General features: G+C 69.9%; 15 protein-coding genes and 1 pseudogene. 8 read left to right on the top strand and 8 right to left on the bottom strand.

Translation table 11 applies throughout. The features are described 5' to 3' along the window. Positions 1 to 22 precede the first annotated feature (22 nt). Positions 23 to 493, bottom strand: coding sequence for a hypothetical protein (locus tag J3476_RS08895; protein ID WP_207066123.1), 471 nt, complete (start codon positions 491 to 493; stop codon positions 23 to 25). A gap of 295 nt (positions 494 to 788) precedes the next feature. Here J3476_RS08895 and J3476_RS08890 point away from each other — a divergent pair, with 295 nt between their 5' ends. From J3476_RS08890 to J3476_RS08875, 4 genes and pseudogenes are all read left to right on the top strand, one after another. Continuing rightward, positions 789 to 1,220 carry a hypothetical protein gene (locus J3476_RS08890; protein ID WP_207066122.1) on the top strand — a complete coding sequence of 144 codons (432 nt, stop codon included), beginning with the start codon at positions 789 to 791 and terminating at the stop codon, positions 1,218 to 1,220. Then, positions 1,217 to 5,620, top strand: a pseudogene (locus tag J3476_RS08885) (HAD-IC family P-type ATPase); the annotation flags it as partial. The gene J3476_RS08890 and the pseudogene J3476_RS08885, both read left to right, overlap by 4 nt. A 131-nt stretch (positions 5,621 to 5,751) precedes the next feature. Further along, positions 5,752 to 6,024: a hypothetical protein gene (locus J3476_RS08880; RefSeq protein ID WP_207066120.1), complete on the top strand. Its 273-nt coding sequence runs from the start codon at positions 5,752 to 5,754 to the stop codon at positions 6,022 to 6,024. Positions 6,025 to 6,059: 35 nt separating this feature from the next. Next, a complete protein-coding gene (locus J3476_RS08875) occupies positions 6,060 to 6,896 on the top strand; it encodes an SDR family oxidoreductase (protein WP_207066119.1) in 837 nt (278 codons plus the stop codon). Here the strand turns inward: J3476_RS08875 and J3476_RS08870 are convergent. Beyond that, positions 6,891 to 7,139 (bottom strand): hypothetical protein, encoded by a 249-nt coding sequence (locus tag J3476_RS08870; RefSeq protein WP_207066118.1) that lies wholly within the window; start codon positions 7,137 to 7,139, stop codon positions 6,891 to 6,893. The two genes, J3476_RS08875 and J3476_RS08870, sit on opposite strands and share 6 nt — an antisense overlap. Positions 7,140 to 7,267: 128 nt before the next feature. Between J3476_RS08870 and J3476_RS08865 the strand changes: the two genes are divergently transcribed. Further along, complete coding sequence (locus J3476_RS08865; protein WP_207066117.1) at positions 7,268 to 7,864, top strand: helix-turn-helix domain-containing protein; 597 nt, start codon at positions 7,268 to 7,270, stop codon at positions 7,862 to 7,864. Here J3476_RS08865 and J3476_RS08860 read toward each other — a convergent pair. The 3 genes from J3476_RS08860 to J3476_RS08850 all read right to left on the bottom strand — a co-directional run bounded on the left by J3476_RS08860 (position 7,852) and on the right by J3476_RS08850 (position 11,123). Next, positions 7,852 to 9,150: a dicarboxylate/amino acid:cation symporter gene (locus J3476_RS08860; RefSeq protein ID WP_207066116.1), complete on the bottom strand. Its 1,299-nt coding sequence runs from the start codon at positions 9,148 to 9,150 to the stop codon at positions 7,852 to 7,854. The genes J3476_RS08865 and J3476_RS08860 overlap by 13 nt on opposite strands. A gap of 71 nt (positions 9,151 to 9,221) precedes the next feature. Continuing rightward, the gene (locus tag J3476_RS08855) at positions 9,222 to 10,367 is read right to left on the bottom strand and encodes an FAD-dependent oxidoreductase (RefSeq protein ID WP_207066115.1); all 1,146 of its coding nucleotides are present in this window, start codon (positions 10,365 to 10,367) and stop codon (positions 9,222 to 9,224) included. 36 nt (positions 10,368 to 10,403) lie between these two features. Beyond that, the gene (locus tag J3476_RS08850; protein ID WP_207066114.1) at positions 10,404 to 11,123 is read right to left on the bottom strand and encodes a cutinase family protein; all 720 of its coding nucleotides are present in this window, start codon (positions 11,121 to 11,123) and stop codon (positions 10,404 to 10,406) included. Between the two features lie 209 nt (positions 11,124 to 11,332). Between J3476_RS08850 and J3476_RS08845 the strand changes: the two genes are divergently transcribed. Genes J3476_RS08845 through J3476_RS08835 form a run of 3 tightly spaced genes read left to right on the top strand, consistent with a single transcriptional unit; the run spans position 11,333 to position 13,928 of the window. Then, positions 11,333 to 12,190, top strand: a complete 858-nt coding sequence (locus J3476_RS08845) for a DMT family transporter (RefSeq protein WP_207066237.1) — start codon at positions 11,333 to 11,335, stop codon at positions 12,188 to 12,190. Then, positions 12,187 to 13,497 (top strand): hydroxyacid-oxoacid transhydrogenase, encoded by a 1,311-nt coding sequence (locus J3476_RS08840; RefSeq protein ID WP_207066113.1) that lies wholly within the window; start codon positions 12,187 to 12,189, stop codon positions 13,495 to 13,497. The genes J3476_RS08845 and J3476_RS08840 overlap by 4 nt, the downstream gene beginning before the upstream one ends. After that, on the top strand, positions 13,497 to 13,928 hold the full coding sequence (locus J3476_RS08835; RefSeq protein ID WP_207066112.1) for a thioesterase family protein: 432 nt from the start codon (positions 13,497 to 13,499) through the stop codon (positions 13,926 to 13,928). Before J3476_RS08840 ends, J3476_RS08835 begins: the two co-directional genes overlap by 1 nt. Here J3476_RS08835 and J3476_RS08830 read toward each other — a convergent pair. The 3 genes from J3476_RS08830 to J3476_RS08820 are packed head-to-tail and all read right to left on the bottom strand — an operon-like array spanning position 13,919 to position 18,394. After that, positions 13,919 to 14,551: a histidine phosphatase family protein gene (locus J3476_RS08830; RefSeq protein WP_286182784.1), complete on the bottom strand. Its 633-nt coding sequence runs from the start codon at positions 14,549 to 14,551 to the stop codon at positions 13,919 to 13,921. The two genes, J3476_RS08835 and J3476_RS08830, sit on opposite strands and share 10 nt — an antisense overlap. A 19-nt stretch (positions 14,552 to 14,570) precedes the next feature. Beyond that, positions 14,571 to 17,084: a DEAD/DEAH box helicase gene (locus tag J3476_RS08825; protein WP_207066236.1), complete on the bottom strand. Its 2,514-nt coding sequence runs from the start codon at positions 17,082 to 17,084 to the stop codon at positions 14,571 to 14,573. Further along, positions 17,084 to 18,394, bottom strand: coding sequence for an aspartate aminotransferase family protein (locus tag J3476_RS08820; protein ID WP_207066110.1), 1,311 nt, complete (start codon positions 18,392 to 18,394; stop codon positions 17,084 to 17,086). Before J3476_RS08820 ends, J3476_RS08825 begins: the two co-directional genes overlap by 1 nt. Between the last annotated feature and the right edge of the window lie 4 nt (positions 18,395 to 18,398).

Raw genomic sequence — 18,398 nt, 5'->3', positions numbered from 1 at the left:
GACTCGGTACCGGCGACCGCGCTCAGTGCGACACAGGAACGCGGGGTCGTGCCGGGCGCGCACCGGCAGCGGCCGGCATGACCGGCTCGACGCGCTGCTGACGGCGGAGGTCTCTGGCGATCCGGCGACTCAGTACCCGGTCGTCCCGGCTGTTCAGGGCGCGGTTGCGTTCGGCCAGCAGATCGAGCTGCTGCCAACTCAGCCCATCGAGGTCGCCGTCGGCGTCATGGGTGGCGACGACGACGCAGCCGCGTAGCAGCGGCACGGATGTGGCGGTGAAGTTCGTGGTCGCCAGCAGCAGCTCGGTGGCTGCCCGATTGGCGCGGCGCTGGCACCGGTGCATCGACGGGGAGAACCAGAAGTCGAACTGCCGGTCACTGCTGGTCAGGCATTGCAGGCCTTGCTCGTGGACCAGCTCGGCGATGTCGGCTTTGCTGTATGCGCGGGTTTCATAGACGACGCCACGGGTGCTGAAATACAAGACAGTGTTCATGTGCTCGTTCCATCCGACTCTTTCTGTTGGCGGTGGCACCTAGCGGCAACCACTGTGACGTGAGTTACCCGTGTGACAGATGGGGTAAACGTCGGTAACGATGTGGCGTCACCGGGTTTGGCCGGGACGGGGCCCGGCTGGTTCGCCGTGCCGCCGAAGCCGTTCGGGGCAGGCGCCGACAGCGGTCCTGCGACGCCGAATCGTTTGTTCACCAAAGCTGTGTATAACGGGCGGTTATCGGGGAATGACTGGACAATGAATTGCCCCAGCTGATGCGGCGTATCGAGGAGTGCACATGAACCCTGTGAAATCAGCCTTCAGGGGCGTGGCGCGAGTAGCAGACACCACCACCGCCGCGGCCGGCGCGGTCGGGGGCGCGGCGATCAACGGTGTGGTCGGCGGAATCCAGGGCGCGGCCAACGGGGTGCGCTCCGGGCTGAGCAGCGGAAGTCACTCGTCGGGGGCGGCGGCGCTGACTCTCGGCGCCATCGGAGCGGCCGGACTGGTCGAGTGGCCGCTGCTGCTCGCCGTCGGCGGCACCGCGCTGGTCCTGCACCAGATCAACCAACGGTCCGGCGGCGCAGAATCCGGCACTGCACGGGCCGTGACCACCCCCCAGACATCGACCCCCCAGAAATCGACGGCCCAGAAGTCGACGCCCCGCAAGTCGACTCCCCGTAAGTCGACGGCCCGCAAGTCGGCGGCGCGCAGCGCCTCCGCCAAGTGAGTAACGCAGCACGCCTGATCGGACGCGCGGCCCGGCTCGCCACGGCTCCCGTGGCGTTCACGCTCGCGTGCGCCGCCACCGGCCTCGATGTCAGCCTGAAGGTCACGTCCTCCGTCGCCCGCGGCCTCGGCGACGCGGTCGCACCCGCCGGCCCCGGTTCCGGCGCGGTCGCGGCGGTGCGCGAACTCGTCGGCGGCACACCGGCGCGCCGCCGGTGGCGCAACGAGGACCGCTGCTGGATCGAGGTGCACGGCCTCGACGGCCAGGACGGTCGGCCACTCGGTGAGGCCGTGCTGGCCGCGGTGCGTGACCTCGACGGGGTCCGCGACGCGCGCCTCAATCATTCGGTGCGCAGGGTCGTGGTGTCCGTCGACGAGGGAGGCCCCTCGATGGACGAACTCTGCCAGGCCGTCGCGGCCGCCGAGGCGCGTCACGCCCCGGCGGACACCGACCGCCGCCCGAGCGACCTGCCCGGCGACGGCGTCGTGCTGACCGGCCGCGTGGTGGCGGCGGCGGCCAACGGCGCGGGGCTGTGCGTGGCCACCGCCGGGTGGCTGCTGCCCTGGCGCCCGCTGCCCCCGGGCCTGGCCGCTGCGCTGACCGCCATCGACTACCAGCCCCGCCTGCGTGCGGTGGTGGAGAACAGGTTGGGCAAACCGGCCGCCGACACCGTTCTCGGCCTGACCGCGGCGACCGTCTACACCCTCACCCAGGCGCCCGCCTCACTGGCCGTGGAGTTCGTCCGCCACCTCGCCCAGGTCGGAGAGCTCACCGCCGGCTCCCACGCGTGGCAGCGACTTGAACCCAGCCTCGATCTCGACCACGCGGCCGCGACGCAGGCCGGGGAGCGCGACGGCGCCGCTGCCCCGCCGCGACCCTGCCCGCTGCCGCCTGGGCCGATCGAACGGCACGCCCAGCGCAGCGGCACCGCCCAGGGCGTCGCTGCCCCGGCCGTCGGGCTGCTGACCGCCGATCTCGCTGCGGGCGCCACCGCCGCGGTGGTGACCGCACCGAAGGCGGCCCGCAACGCCCGGGAGGCTTTCGTCGCCACGCTCAGCCGGGGGATGGCCGACCGACACGATGTGGTCGCCATGCGCCCGGAGGCGCTGCGCCGCCTGGACCGCGTCGACGCGGTGGTCGTCGATCCGCGGGTGTTGCTCACCGACGACCTTCAGGTGGGCCACCTCGAGGAGGTCGCCGAGCGGCGTCGGACCGAGGTCTGGGAATGGGCGCAGGAGCAGGTGCAGCGCGGGAAGCTGGGCGCCGGATGGCACCCCGCGCCGGTCGCACGCGAGGGCAACGGGCACGGCGCGTCCGCGGGGCGCGTGCTGATCCGCCACGTGCACCATCCACTGGCCGCCGCGGTCATCGGCGAGGTGCGCAACGCCGACATCGACCTCGTCACGGTGGACGGCGACGAACTGGACGAGTTGCGCTCGTCGTTCGACGAGATCTACCCGGTCGACACCACGCTCGGCGACGCGCTCGCAGACGCCGTCGTCGCGCTGCAGAACGAAGGCCGCACGGTGGCCGTGGTGTCGTCGGCGGCACTGGCTCGTGCCGATCTGTCGATCGGCGTGCTCGACGCCGGCACCCGTCCACCGTGGGGAGCCGACGTGCTGACCCCGGACCTGGCTGCGACGTGGCGCATCCTGCATGCCTTACCTGCGGCCCGGCGGGTCAGCCGGCGCGGCATCGAGTTGGCGACCAGCGCCTCGCTGCTCGGCGGTCTGCTCCTGATCCCGGGCGTGCGCGGCCAGGGGACCGGACCGGTCACCGCAGGTGCCGCTGCCGGACTCGCCACGGGTCTGTTCGCGGCGCGCGGCGTGCTCTCCGCCGCGGCGCCCACGCCGACGCCGACCCAGCAGTGGCACGCGATGCCCGTCGAGCAGGTCCGGGACGCCCTGCCGCCGCCCGCCGATCGGCCTGCGCCGTCGCCGTCGCGGTTGGCCTCGACCGCACGCGCGTCCGCGGGATTCGTCGACAGCACCGCGGGTGCAGCGGTGCGGCTGGCGGGCGAACTCGCCACGGCCGTGCGCGACGAGCTGTCCGACCCGCTCACGCCGGTGCTCGCGGTCGGGTCGGCCGCCAGCGCGATGCTGGGCTCGCCGGTCGATGCCATCCTGGTCGGGTCGGTGCTGACCGGCAACGCCGTGTTGGCCGCCTCCCAGCAGGTGCGCGCCGAGCGTCTGCTGCGCCGCATGCTGGCGGTCCAGGCCCCGCCGGCGCGCCGGGTGACCGGCGGCGGATCCGACAGCGTGGATGCCGACGAGCTGCGCCCGGGCGACCTGGTCGAGGTGCGGGCGGGTGAGGTCATTCCCGCAGACTGCCGCATCGTCGAAGCGGTCGACCTGGAGGTCGACGAGTCCGCGTTGACCGGTGAGTCGTTGCCGGTGCCCAAACGTGTCGATGCCACTCCCGGTGCCATCGTCGCCGAGCGCAGCTGCATGCTGTACGGCACCACGACGGTGGTCAGCGGCAGCGCGGTCGGTGTCGTCACCGCGGTCGGCGCGCAGACCCAGATCCGGCGGGCCGCCGACGTCGCCCCCGGGCACAGTGCCGCGGTCGGACTGCAGACCCAGTTGCGCGAACTGACCAACCGCGCGTTGCCGTTCAGCCTTGCCGGCGGAGCTCTGGTCGGCGGTCTCGGCCTGTTGCGGGCGACTCCGCTGCGCGACGCCATCGCCAGCGGCGTGGCGGTCGCCGTCGCAGCCGTGCCGGAGGGCCTGCCGTTGGTCGCGACGTTGGCTCAACAGGCGTCGGCGCGCCGCCTGTCGGCCGCCGGCGCGCTTGTTCGCACCCCGAAAGCGGTCGAGGCCCTCGGCCGGGTCGACGTGGTCTGTTTCGACAAGACCGGCACGCTCAGCGAGAACCGGCTCCAGACCACCCGCGTCCACGCGTTCGGCGGCATCACCGAAGACCAGGTGGTGGCCTGTGCCGCCGGCGCCACCGAGCCGAGCAACGGCGGCAACCATCAGCACGCCACCGACGCGGCGGTGGCCGAGGCCGCGCAGAAACGTGGACTCGACGCCGGCCCCGCCGACGCGCACCTGCCGTTCCGGTCCGGGCGGCCGTTCGCGGCATCGCTGATCGGCTCCGAACTCGTCGTCAAGGGCGCACCGGAGGTTCTGCTGGCCGCGCGGGTCGACGCCGACGCCGACGTCGAACGCACCGTGCAGGACATGGCGGCGTCCGGGCTGCGGGTGATCGCCGTGGCGCGCCGCACGGTCACCGACCGGCAGCGCTCGGCCGCGATCCGCGACGACCGTGCCTTCGCCGAGCTGTGCGCGGACGACCTGGAGGTGATCGGTCTGCTCGGGCTGTCGGACACACCCCGGGAGGACTCGGCGGCGGTGCTCGCGGCACTCGCGGCCCAGGGGATCGGAGTGCGGCTGATCACCGGCGACCATCCGGTGACCGCGACCGCGATCGCCGGTGACATGGGGCTGCAGGTCACCGCCGAGCACGTGATCAGCGGCTCCGAGTGGGCGAAGCTGCCCCGACGTGGCCAGGAGAAGGCGGTGCGGGAGAAGGTCGTGTTCGCCCGCATGACGCCCGAACACAAAGTGCAGGTCGTGCAGACCCTCGAGCGCATCGAGCTGGTGTGCGCGATGGTCGGGGACGGCGCCAACGACGCCGCGGCGATCCGGTCGGCCACCGTCGGAATCGGCGTCGCGAGCCGGGGCAGCGATCCCGCTCGCACCGCCGCCGACGTGATGCTGCTCGACGGTCGCATCGGTGCCCTGCTGGACGCCCTGGACGAGGGCAGGCAGCTGTGGCGGCGGGTGCAGGCGGCCGTGGCGGTGCTGCTCGGTGGCAATGCCGGTGAAGTGGCGTTCTCGATCGTGGGCTCGGCGATGACGGGCTCCTCACCGTTGAACACCCGGCAGCTGCTGCTGGTCAACATGATGACCGACGCCCTGCCCGCGGCGGCCTTGGCGGTCAGCCCGACGATCGTGGCCGACGGCGAGGCCGGGCGCGGACCGGACCAGGCAGCGCTGTGGCGCACGGTGGCGATCCGGGGTGCGACCACTGCCGCGGCGGCCACCTCGGCCTGGGTGATGGCCGGCTTCACGCTGCAGCCGCGCCGGGCGTCGACCGTGGCGCTGGTGGCGCTGGTGTCGACGCAGCTCGGTCAGACGCTGATCGACTCCCACAGCCCGCTGGTGGTGACCACCGCCGTCGGGTCGCTGGTGGCGCTCGGCGCACTGATCAGCACTCCCGGAGTCAGCCAGCTGTTGGGGTGCACCCCGTTGGGGCCGGTTGGCTGGGCGCAGGGACTGGGCACAGCGGGTGTGGCCACCGTCGCGGCGACGGTGGCGCCGCGAGTGGTCAGCAGGTTTCAGTCCTCGATGTCGACAACGCCGAGCCGCCACAGCACTGCATACACTTCCCGCAACGGAATCGCGATGACGTGGGACATGACGGACACGGGGTCGGACGTGACGCGGACACCGGGTGTTGACACGCCTTCCACGGTCCGGATGGCAGGCGTCTGAAGGCCCAACCCGACATGACCGAAAGGCAACAAATGGCCGAAATTCCGAAGCAGTCGGCGTCCCGGCACGAAGCGGTGCAGAAGGTCCGTCGCGGGCAGTCGTTCTCGGTGGATCTGCCGTTGATCGGACGGGTGCCGCTGCCCCGGCCCGAACAACTGGCGTTCTACGGGGCGTTGGGCGTGCTGGCAGCGGTGGAGATCATCGAGTGGCCGGTCGCACTGGTGTTGGGTGCGGGCCACTTCCTCGTCCAGGAAGACCACAACCGGGTGGTGCAGGAGATCGGCGAGGCCCTAGAAGAAGCCTGAGCACTGGTCACCAAAGGTCGTTATACAGTCTAGGAATGACACGTGTGACGGTGATCACCGGTGGTGCCGGGGGTATGGGTACGGCGACGGCCGCCGTCGTCGGCCGAGACCATGCCGTGGTGCTGGCCGATGTCCGGGCTGAGCGGCTCGACGCGGCGGTGGCGGCGCTGAAAGACCGCGGCATCTCCGCGATCGGTGTGTCCGCCGATGTCACCGACCCCGACGCCGTGAGCGCGGTCTTCGACACCGCCGGCGGCCTGGGTGAGCTGGTTTCGGTGATCCACACCGCCGGAGTGAGCCCCAGCATGGGCGATGCGGACTACGTCATGCGCACCAACGCGGTGGGGACCGTCACCGTGGGTGAGCGCTTCCACGCCATCGCCCCTCAGGGTGCGGCGCTGGTCAACGTCGCCTCGATGGCGGCGTATCTGCTGCCGGCGGACATGATTCCGGCGCAGTATTTCCCGGTGGCGCTGTCGGATCCCGCCGCATTCCTGCAGAAGATGCGACCGGCGTGGGAGTCGCTGCCCGAGGAATTCCGCTCCGGTGTCGCCTACGGAGTGAGCAAGTCCTTCGTACGCTGGTACAGCAGTGCGCAGGCCGAGCGGTTCACCGCGAAGGGCTTACGCGTCCTGTCGATCTCGCCGGGATCGACCGACACCGAGATGGGCCGGCTCGAGGAGAACGCCGGGGCGGGGGCGATGGTCGCCGACGCCGCGGTGCCGCGGTGGGGCAAGCCCGAGGAGATGGCCGAACTGCTGGCGTTCTGTGCCGGCGACAAGGCCGGGTACCTGACCGGCACCGACATCCTCAACGACGGCGGGGTCGTCGCCTCGGTGACCGAACGGGCCCGGCTGGCGGCGTCGTCATGACGCGTCCGACGTGAGCGGCTGGTCGTCACGTCCCAACGTCGGCGGCCTGGCTCGGCCCTCGGCGTCGCAGCGGCGCAGCTCACGGACGACCGCCTTGATCACCGACTGCAACGCCGCATGGGGTGTGTCGGCAGGGGGCGACGTGATCGCCGGCCATTCCGCGACAGTCGCCACGTAACCGCGGTCCTTGCCCGACCACCGGATGCGATAGCCGTACTCGTAGGCCTTCAGTTCTGCCCTCACGCGACGACGCTAGGTTCCGTCCGGCTCGCCACGCTGCGGCCATCGGCCACGTTCGGCAGGGACTTAAGTCCCCATGCGGTCAAGTGCAGTCATTTGACTACACGCCGTTGCGGACCTACTGTAGTCGCATGACTACACAGCTGTCGGCGCGGCCTGCGCCGGTCGGCAGGGCCGCTGTGGTCGCCGCGGTGCTGGCGGCGGCGGCGGACCTCTACGCCGAGAAGGGGCCCGCGGCGACGTCGATCCGCGAAGTGGCGTGGTGTTCCGGGGTGAACCACGGCCTGGTTTTCCGGTACTTCGGTACCAAAGAACAGCTCGTCGGGGCGACACTGGAGCATCTCGGGCGGCGCGTCGCCGAGCTTCTCGAGCGGCAGGCGCCCCTGGAAGACATCGAAGACGCGCTGACCCTGCAATCCGTGGTGATGGCGCGCGCGCTGCTGGAAGGCTTCCCGGTCGGGGAGTACCAGACGACGTTTCCGGCGGTGGCGCTGCTGCTCGACCGCATCGCAGCGCTGCACGACTGCGAGCACACCGCGCGCCTCGCCGCGGCGAATGCCGTGGCACTGCAGCTGGGTTGGCGCCTGTTCGCGCCTTTCCTGCGCGCATCGGCCGGGCTCGACCACATGACCGCCGACGAGGTGCGGGAGGCGATCCTCACCGCGACCACCCAGCTCGTCGATCCCCAGCAGCGATGGCGTCGCGACCCGGCTGATCAATCCGCTTGATCCGCGCGAGCCATCACGTCGGCGTACTCGTCGAGGTCCACGCTCTCGGCGGTCACGGTCTTGGTGCCGTTGTAGACATCGCGGTCGATCTCGTCGTCGGCGTTGGCGACCAGCATCGCGACGAAGGTGTCGCCGTTGACGTTGAGGAAGGTGCGGAAGATGCCGGCGAACCAGTCGACGGCGATCAGTAGTCCGATCGCCTCGAACGGCAGGTCCAGCGAGCTGGCCAGGAACGTCGCCACCACCGGGAACCCGCCCGGCACCGTGATGGTGCCCATGTTCAGCATGATCGCCAGCCCCATGCCGAGCGCGATCTGTCCGAAACCCAGCTGGATACCACCTGACTGGGCCAGGAACATCACCACGATCATGTAGTTGAGCACCGCGCCGTAGGACCCCATCGTCAAACCGACCGACAGCGTGAAGTTCGCGACCTTCTGGCTGACGCCGACCTTCTCCACGGTGTTGCGCAGCACGGTGGGGAACGTCACCGCCGAACTGGTGGTCGTCACCGCGATCGCGGTCTGCTCGGCGAGCTTTCCGGGAAGCTTCCACGGACTGAGCCGCGTGAGCAGCGTGACCGTCACGACGAACAGCACGAACAGGATCAGGACGCCGATCAGCGTCGCACCCAGGTACTTCAGGCCCGAGGTGACCACCGCGAACCCGACATCTCCGGCCAGCGGCGCCAGCAGGCAGAATACGCCGATCGGGGCGACGTACATGATCAGCCGGATCATGGTGAGCACGATCTGCTGGACCTGGTCGACGAAGGACAACACCGAGGTGTCGCCGGTCCTGTTGATCTGGAGGCGCAATGCGACGCCGAACAGCAAGGCGAACACGATGATCGGCACCATCGTCGCACTGGCCATCGCCTCGAAGATGTTCGTCGACACGAAGTTCAGCAGGGTGTCCTGCCAGCCGCCGGTTTCCGGGGCGGACTCCTCGAGGGATGCGTCGACCTCTCCGGTGAAGACCATTCCGGTGCCGGGCTGGATCAGCACACTCAACAGCCAGGCCAGAACCGCTGCGACAAAGGAGAACCCGAGCATCCACGTGAAGGTGCGTACCGCGATCCGGCCGGTGCCGGTGCCCGTCATCGAGCCGGTCGCCACGATCACCGACGCCAACACCAAGGGGACGATGGACATCTGGATCAGCCGGATGAACATGTCGCCGACGAACTTCAGATTTGCGGCCCACTCACCGACCACCAGACCGAACATCAGCCCCGCGACGGCAGCGATGGAAATCTGCAGAGCGGGACTTTTCAGCGCGTTCATGCGCATCGAAGCTATCGCCGGTCGGATACCACCCCGTGGCCGCCGTGTTTCCCGGTTGTTTCCAGCGTTTCTCAGCTACCGGAGAGGAAGGCGCCCAGGGCGCGGTTGACGAGCGGGAGACCGGCCAATCGCAGTGCTGCCCGCCGCACCCACAGTTCGGCGTGGGTGCGCGGCAGGAACCATCGGGCCGTCGCCCGTCCCGATGCCTGTCTGTCTTCGGCGACGGGCCGCCACTGTCTTTCGTAAGCCGCGAGCGCCTGAACCAGCGGAGCGCCGGAATGCAGCTGCGCGGCAAGCACTCTGGCGCCGGCGACAGCCAACGAGGCGCCCTGGCCGGCCAGCAGCGACACGGCGTGGCACGCGTCACCGACCAGCGCGACCCGGCCTGCGCTCCACGCCGGCATTACCACCTGGGCGACCTGGTCGTAGTAGATCTCTTCCGACGGCGGACACTGCGCCAGTGCCTCGGGCACCACCCACTGCAGGGTGCGGTAGGCCTCACGGACGGCGGTGCGGGTGTCGTCGGGCAGCCCCGGGTCCGGCGTACGGTGCACGCCGAACGCGGCCACGCGTCCGTCGCGTAACGCGTAGAAGCCCATCTGACGACCGATCGTGTCGGTCAACGCGAACCGGCCGGCGCACGCCTCGCGGATGCGCGCATCGTCGAACACGAAGGCGGCGGTATGAAAGCCGAGATAGCACAGCGCATTCGACTCCGCGCCGAAGGTGAGGCGGCGCACGGCGGAGTGGATTCCGTCGGCCCCGATGAGGACATCGGCGGCCAACGCGGCCCCGTCGGCCGTGCACACCTCCACGTCCGGCCCGCGGTCCACACATGCGGTCACCTCGGCGCCGAAGCGCACCTCCACCGAACTCGGCAGAGCTTCACGCAGCACCTGTTCCAGGTCCGGGCGCATCAGGCTGCACAACCGACCGCCGACGGCCCGACGGAAGCGGTCGTACGGCAACCGGGCGCGGGACCGGCCCTTCGAGTCGACGAAGCTGGCCTCGTCGATGTCGTAGGACACGTCGAGAATCGCCGGCAGCACACCGATCTGCTCGGCCGCGTCGTAGCCGGGCCCGAAGAAATCCATCATGTAGCCCTGCTCGCGCGGGCGCGGCGACCGTTCCAGCAGCACGACCTCGTCACCACGCGTCGCGAGCTCATGAGCCAGCGACAGCCCGGCGATTCCGGCTCCGCACACCACCGCCTTCATCGTCCTCGACTCTAACTCCGCGGTGGGTTCGCGGCCCTACCCTCCGGCCGCCTGGTCGACCGGTTGTGGGTTGCCCGTCAGCTCGGCCACGACGTAGTCGGCGGCCTGGTCGGTGAGTCCCCTGACGGCGTAGGCGCCGTGCGCGCCGTTGTCCCCGCCCCCCGGCGAACACACCGGGTCTTCCGGAATACACAGATCCACGGTCTTGGATTCGTACCGGGACCCGACCGTGATCGGTGGCGCACCGGTGTAGATCATCTGCAGGAAACCGCTGGACGGCTTGCCGAACAACGCCACGGCCGCGACGTGGTCAGCGACGTCTGCCGGCATCGGGCCCGTCATGCCCGGCGGAGGGGTGTACCCCTGCGGGATCGCGTCGGCGGTGATGTAGGCGGCCACCGCGGCTCCCTGGGAGAACCCGCCGACCACCGTCTCGGTGTCGGGACAGTTCGCCGCCGTCGTCATCACCCGGTTGCTGGCGTCGATGACGCCGGCGGCTGCCGTCGCGAAGTCCAGCGACGCCGGGTAGTTCACCGCGTAGTCCTGCACGGTGCGGTCGGGCAGCCTGGCCCGCAGGGCATCCACGAAAGCCTGGCCCGTGGCACCGATGCCCGGCGGCTCGAACGTCCCGCGGGCGAAGACCACCTCGACGTCCGGACACGGTGCGGCGTAGGCGGGGGCGGCAACCACCGGAGTACCCGCCGCTGCCGCCACCGCACCGGCGCCCGCCGCCAACCAACGACCCAATTGCTTCATCTCGACCTGCCTGTACTCGACGAATGGGAAAACCTGACAGGCGTCGCTGCCCCGACAGTCGGCTCCGGAGTTACCCGGCCGCATCCGGTCGAAACGCTCCGACGGCGGGAGATCTTCCGGGCCGCCCGCCGAAACCACGAGCGGAGCGTGCTGGTGTACTCGAGAGTGTGTCGGGTCCGCTGCCGGGTTGGTCGGTTCCGATGTTCTTCATGGCCGGAGCGGTATCGCAATACCTCGGCGCGGCTGTCGGGGTCTTCCTGTTCGAGACGACCGAACCCGCGACGGTGGCCTGGCTGCGCGCGGCCGCGGCGGCGCTGGTGCTGCTGGCATGGCGGCGACCATGGCGGCGTGGCTGGACCTGGCGCAGCGCCGGCGCCGCCGCGGCTTTCGGCCTCGTCACCGTCGGCATGAACGTGGCGTTCTACGAGGCGATCGCGCGCATTCCGCTGGGCACCGCCGTCGCGGTGGAGTTCGTCGGACCCGTCGCGGTGGCGACGCTGGGTTCGCGCCGCGCCCGTGACGTCGCGGCCGTCGCGCTGGTTGTGGCCGGTGTCGTCCTGCTGGCCGGGGTGCAGACCGATGTCGACCCCGTCGGTCTGCTGTTCGCGCTGCTCGCCGCCGCGCTCTGGGCGGGCTACATCCTGGTCGGCAAGTCGGTGGCAGACGCCGGTGCCGGACTGGACTCCCTCGCGGTCGGGATGGCCGCCGCCGCGGTGCTGTCGGCGCCCCTTCTGGTCGGTGTGCAGCTGGGCAACGACGCCTCCGTCTTCGGGGACGCCCGCACCTGGGTGTTCGGCATGGGGGTGGGCGTGCTGTCCAGCGTGATCCCCTACGCGCTGGACCAGCCCGTGCTGGCCACGATCGGGCGGGCCCGCTTCGCCTTGCTGTTGGCGCTGCTGCCCGCCACCGCGACGGTGGTGGGTGCGGCGGTGCTGGCGCAGTACCCCACCCCGGTCGAACTCGCCGGCATCGCGCTGGTGATGCTCGCGCTGATCGTCAACGCGTCCGCCTCGTCCCCGCCGATCCGGCCGCGCCGAAGCGACCCCGACTGGAGAATGCAGACATGAGTTGCTGCCACGACGCCGACGGACTCGACGGCCACGACACCGCGTTCACCGTCGACGCCTCACGCGTCACCTTCGGCCGGGGGTGTCTGCGTGAGGTCGGTGACCGAGCCAGGGCGCTGGGGATGACGCGGGTCGCGCTGTTCTCCGATCCGACGGTTTCCGGTCTCGAGGTGTTCGACACTGTGCAACGCTCCCTGCGTGCGGCGGGCCTCGACACCGTCACCTACACCGATTCCCGGGTCGAACCCACCGACCAATCCTTCGCGCAGGCAGTGGCTTTCGCGACGGAAACGAAACCCGATGGCTACGTCTCGGTGGGCGGCGGATCGGTCATCGACACCGCCAAGGCCGCCGATCTGTACGCCACGCACCCGGCGGACTTCCTCGACTACGTCAACGCCCCCATCGGCGGCGGAAACCCGGTACCCGGACCCCTCGCCCCGCACATCGCCTGCCCGACGACCTCGGGAACCGGCAGCGAGGTCACCGGGATCGCGATCTTCGACCTGCTGTCCCTGCACGCCAAGACCGGCATCGCCGCGCCGGCATTGCGGCCGACCGAGGCGCTGGTCGATCCGGATTGCACCGACACCCTGCCCTCCGAGGTGGTGGCGTGTAGCGGCCTGGATGTCCTGTCGCACGCGCTGGAGTCCTACACCGCACGCCCCCACACCCGGCGCGCGGCGCCGCAGCGACCCAGCCAGCGCCCGATGAGCCAGGGCGCCAACCCGTGGAGCGATCTGGGCAGCCGAGAGGCGCTGCGCCTGCTGGGCGAATATTTGCAGCGCGCGGTCACCGATGCGGACGACCGGGAGGCGCGCGAACAGACGATGTGGGCCGCGACGCTGGCGGGCATCGCGTTCGGCAACGCCGGAGTGCACGCGCCACACGCGATGGCCTACGCGGTGGCGGGGCGGGTCAGGCGGTTCCACCCGCAGGGTTATCCGGGTGATGAGCCCCTCGTCCCACACGGCATGGCAGTGATCCTCAACGCTCCCTCGGCATTCCGCGTGACGTCCGGCAGCGACCCGCACCGGCACCTGCAGGCCGCGCACCACCTGGGCGCCGACGTCGCCGGCGCCGATACCGGTCGCGACGCGGGGGGCATTCTCGCCGAGCACCTGATCGGCATCATGCGTGGCGTCGGCATGCCCAACGGGTTGACCGGCGTCGGGTACACCGCGGCCGATGCGCAGGCGCTGGCCGAGGGGGCGTGGCCGCAGCAGCGCCTGCTGGGCAACGCACCGATCGAGTTCGACGAGGCGCTGCTGGCCGAGACGTTCGGCGATGCGATGCGGTACTGGTGATGTCCGCCGATCCCGTGGCCGGGAACTACCGCTACTTCCTGCCCATCACCACCCGTTGGATGGACAACGATGTCTACGGCCACGTCAACAACGTGACGTACTACAGCTACTTCGACACCGTGGCCAACCACTTCCTGATCACCGAGGGCGGCCTGGACATCCACCACTCGCCGGTGATCGCGCTGGTGGTCGAGTCGCAGTGCTCCTACCGAGCCCCGGTGGCCTACCCGGACCGGTTACGAGCCGGGCTTCGCGTCGACAAACTCGGCAACCGGTCGGTGACCTACGGGGTCGCGATCTTCACCGACACCGACACCGAAGCCGTGGCCCACGGCCAGTTCGTGCACGTCTTCGTCGACCGCCATAGCCGCCGTGCGGTGCCGATCCCGCAGCCGATCCGGACGGCCCTGGAGACATTGATTCAGTCGTAGAACGCCAGTCTTTCCGCAAGCGCCGACACTTGCCGATTGTGGAAGTAGTCGTCCTCGTGGAGGGTGCTGACACTGCCCGGGTCGGCCCGGAAGTTCACCGAACCGACTGCAGAAAGGGGCATCCCGATCCACGCCGCGATGATGAAGGTGAGAGTGAAGCCGTGGGTCACGATCACCTGGTGAGTCGCGTCGCTGGCCGTGATCTCCGCCATCGCGGCGAACACTCTGGCGGCAAAGTCGGCCTTCGTCTCAGCGCCGAGTATGCCCTCATCGTGCAAGAGACGCTCGCCCGATCGTGGCGGAGGAACGAAGCGCGTGTCCAACCAACCTTGCGGACGGCCATCGGCGATTCCGTACGACTTCTCCCGAAGTCGGGGGTCCGCGATGACATGTGCTCCCAGTGACTCGCCGATGGCCTCCGCGGTGGTGCGGGCACGCAGCGAGTCCGACGAGAACAGTTCCGCTTCGGCATCGCTCGGAATCCGGGCCCGCAGCACTCGGGCGATGACTTGCGCGTCACGCCGACCGTTGGCGGTCAACACGGAGTCATGCCATCCGCCGACCAGTCGCTCGACGTGATGGGTGGCCTCGGGGTGGGTCACGACATAGATCGTCTTCGGCACGGCGGAACCTGACTTCCGTTCAGTCCATGCGGCCGGCGTCCACCAGCCGCAGAACGAGCGAACCGGATTCGTCGGAGGCACCGAGGTCGACCTCGGCATCGAAGCCCCAGTCGTGATCACCGGCGGGGTCGTCGAGAATCTGCCGCACCCGCCAGATGTCTGGGCGGCGGTCGAAGACCAGCAGGGCGGGCCCGCGCGCGTCGGCGCCGGTGCCCACCGACTCGTGCTCGGTGAAGTACGCCTCACCCGCCTCCGCCCACCGCTGTGCCGTCCAGCCGGCCGCGGAATCCAGCTCGCCCAACTCGTCCCAGCGTTCCCGGGCGAACAGCTGCACGCGGCGGAACAGCGCGTTGCGCACCATCGCGGTGAACGCGCGTTCGTTGGCGGTGAGCGGGCGTGGCGGCGCGGCGCGAACCTCCGGGGTGACGCCGGCGGGTTGATCGGGGCTGGTGAGCTGCTCCCACTCATCGAGCAGACTCGAATCCACCTGGCGCACCAGCTCGCCGAGCCATTCGACGATGTCGGTGAGCTCGTCGGTGCGCGCCGCGGCGGGAACCCCCGAGCGCAGCGCCTTGAAGGCATCCGACAGGTAGCGCAGCACCGCCCCCTCGGACCGGGTCAACCCGTACACGCTGACGAACTCACGAAACGTCATCGCCCGCTCCCACATCTCCCGCACCAACGACTTCGGGGAGAGCCGACCGTCGGCAGCCCAGGGATTGCTCTGCACGTACACCTCGTAGGCGTGGTCGAGCAGGTCCTCGAGCGGCTTGGGATAGGTGATGTCGTCGAGCAGTTCGATGCGCTCGTCGTACTCGATCCCGTCGGCCTTCATCGCGGCCACCGCCTCGCCGCGCGCCTTGTTCAGCTGGGCGGCGAGCACCTGGCGCGGATCCTCCAGCGTCGCCTCGATGACCGACACCACATCCAGTGCGTAACTGTCGGATTCGGTGTCGAGCAGGTCGATCGCCGCCAGCGCGAACGTCGACAGCGGCTGGTTGAGCGCGAAGTCACGCGGCAGGTCGACGGTCAGCCGGTAGCGCCGGCCGTCGGGTTCGGGTGCGTCGAGTCGCTCGACGACCCCGGCCTGCAACAGCGAGCGGGCGATTCCGACGGCCTCGCGGATCAGCTTCAGCTGGCGCTTGCGGGGTTCGTGGTTGTCGGTGAGCAGCCGCCGCATCGCCTCGAAGGGGTCACCGGGTCGATCCACGACGTCGAGGATCATCGCCGTCGATACGCGCATGTTGCTGGTCAACGCTTCCGGAGCGGCGTCGACCAACCGGTTCAGCGTGGCCTCACCCCACGGCACCATGCCCTCGGGCGCTTTGCGGCGCACCAACTTCCGCCGCTTCTTCGGGTCGTCGGCGACCTTGGCGAACTGTTTGAGGTTGGCCACCTCGTGTTCAGGGGCCTGCACGACGACGGTGCCCGCGGTGTCGAAACCGGCGCGACCTGCCCGGCCGGCGATCTGGTGGAACTCGCGGGCGTTGAGCAGCCGGGTCCGGGTGCCGTCGTACTTGGACAGCGCCGAGAACACCACGGTGCGGATCGGGACGTTGATGCCGACCCCGAGAGTGTCGGTGCCGCAGATCACCTTGAGCAGGCCGGCCTGCGCCAGTTGCTCGACCAACCGGCGGTACTTGGGCAGCATGCCGGCGTGGTGAACCCCGATGCCGTGGCGCACGAGGCGCGAGAGCGTCGTGCCGAACGCCGTCGAGAAGCGGAACGCGCCGATGTGCTCGGCGATCGCCGCCTTCTCTTCCTTGGTGCACACGTTGATGCTCATCAGCGCCTGCGCGCGTTCCAGCGCCGAGGCCTGGGTGAAGTGCACGACGTAGATCGGAGTCTGCTTGGTCTCCACGAGCTCTTCGATGGTCTCGTGCATCGGGGTGGTGGCATACGAATAGAACAGCGGCACAGGACGTTGCGCGTTCGCGACCCACGCCGTCTGGCGGCCCGTCCGGCGACTGAGATCCTCGCGCAGGAACGTGACGTCACCGAGCGTGGCCGACATCAACAGGAACTGCGCGCGCGGCAGTTCCAGCAGCGGAACCTGCCACGCCCATCCGCGGTCGGGGTCGCCGTAGAAATGGAACTCGTCCATGACCACCAGGCCGATCGGGGCGTCCGCGCCCTCGCGCAGGGCGATGTTGGCCAGGACCTCGGCCGTGCACGCGATGATCGGCGCGTCCGCGTTGACCGCCGCGTCACCGGTGAGCATGCCGACCTTGTCGGCGCCGAACACCGCGCACAATGCGAAGAACTTCTCGCTCACCAGGGCCTTGATGGGCGCGGTGTAGAAGCTGCGGCGCCCGGCTGCGAGCGCGGCGTACTGGGCGCCGGTGGCCACCAACGACTTCCCCGACCCCGTGGGCGTGGCCAGGATGACGTTGGCCCCGCTGACGAGTTCGATCAGCGCTTCTTCCTGCGCCGGGTACAGGGTTGTGCCGTTGCTCTGCGCCCACAGCGAGAACGACTCGAACAGCTCGTCGGGATCGGCGCCGGCGGGGGCCGGGGGCAGGGGGCTGCTGATCAGGCCACCTGCTCACCGACAGTGGTCAATGCCTCGTCCAGAATGGCCAGCCCACGGTCGATCTCGGTGTCGCTGGCCGTCAGCGGGGGAGCGATCCGGAAGATCCCGCCCATGCCGGGCAGCTGCACGATGTTCATGTGCAGTCCCAGCTCCATGCACCGTGCGGTGACCGCCGCGCCGAGCCGATCTGCGCCGCCGGACGCCGGATCGTCGGCCAGCTCCATCCCCAGCAGCAGACCCCGCCCGCGCACGTCGGCCACCGCATCGTGGCGGCCGGCGAGCCCCTCGAGCCCTCGCCGCAAGCGTGCGCCGAGCTCGCCGGCTCGCTGGTCCAGGCCGTCGCGGCGCAGGACGTCGAGCACCGTCACGCCGACCGCGGCCGGCAGCGGATCGTTGACATGCGTGGTGAAGAACAGAAATTCCCGTTCGTGGGCGGCCGCCTCGATCTCGGCGGAGGTGATGACCGCCGCCACGGGCATGCCCGCGCCCAGAGTCTTCGACAGCGTCAGGATGTCGGGCACCACGCCGTCGTGTTCGAAGGCATACCAGTCCCCGGTGCGGCACAGCCCGGTCTGGGCCTCGTCGAGGATCAGCAGCATGTCGCGTTCCCGGCACTTCTCGGCGAGCGCGGGCAGATAACCCGGCGGCAGATCGATGATGCCGCCGGAGCTGAGGATCGGTTCGACGATGCACGCGGCAAGGCTGCCCACCGACTGGGCGTCGATGAGGTCGAAACCCAGGTCGAGCTGGCGGCGCCAGTCGAGGTCTCCGTGGGCGTCGACGATGTCGGGTCGGAAGCGCTGCGGCACCGGCAACGCGAAGTTCCCGGGTGCTGCCGGGCCATAACCGCGTCGCCCGGCGCTGTAGGTGGCGTTGGCGGCGGCCTGAGTCATGCCGTGCCAGGACCTGGCGAACGACACGATCTCGTGTTTGCCGGTCACCAGCTTGGCCATCCGCAGCGCCGCCTCGTTGGCCTCGGCACCGGTGGTCAGCACCAGCACCTTGTCCAGTTCGGCGGGCAGCGTGGCGGTGAGCCTCTCGGCGAGATCGACGACCGGGCGGCTCAGAAAGCCGCTGTAGAGGTGATCGAGCCGGGCCACCTGCCGGGCCACGGTGGCCGTGATCTCCGGATGGGAATGGCCGAGGATGGCGCTCATCTGGCCCGAGGTGAAGTCGAGCAATTCTCTGCCGTCCTCGGTGTACAGGCACGTGCCCGCCGCGCGCTCGATGACGACCGGGCTGAACGCGCCGCGTCCGCTGTAGCGGATCAGGTGCCGTTCGGCGGCGGGAGGAAAAGCACGCAGCGACATACCG

It is taken from the genome of Mycobacterium sp. PO1 (genome assembly GCF_017312405.1).
In the GTDB taxonomy this organism is placed as follows: domain Bacteria; phylum Actinomycetota; class Actinomycetes; order Mycobacteriales; family Mycobacteriaceae; genus Mycobacterium.
This window is presented reverse-complemented; position numbering and strand designations above follow the sequence as displayed.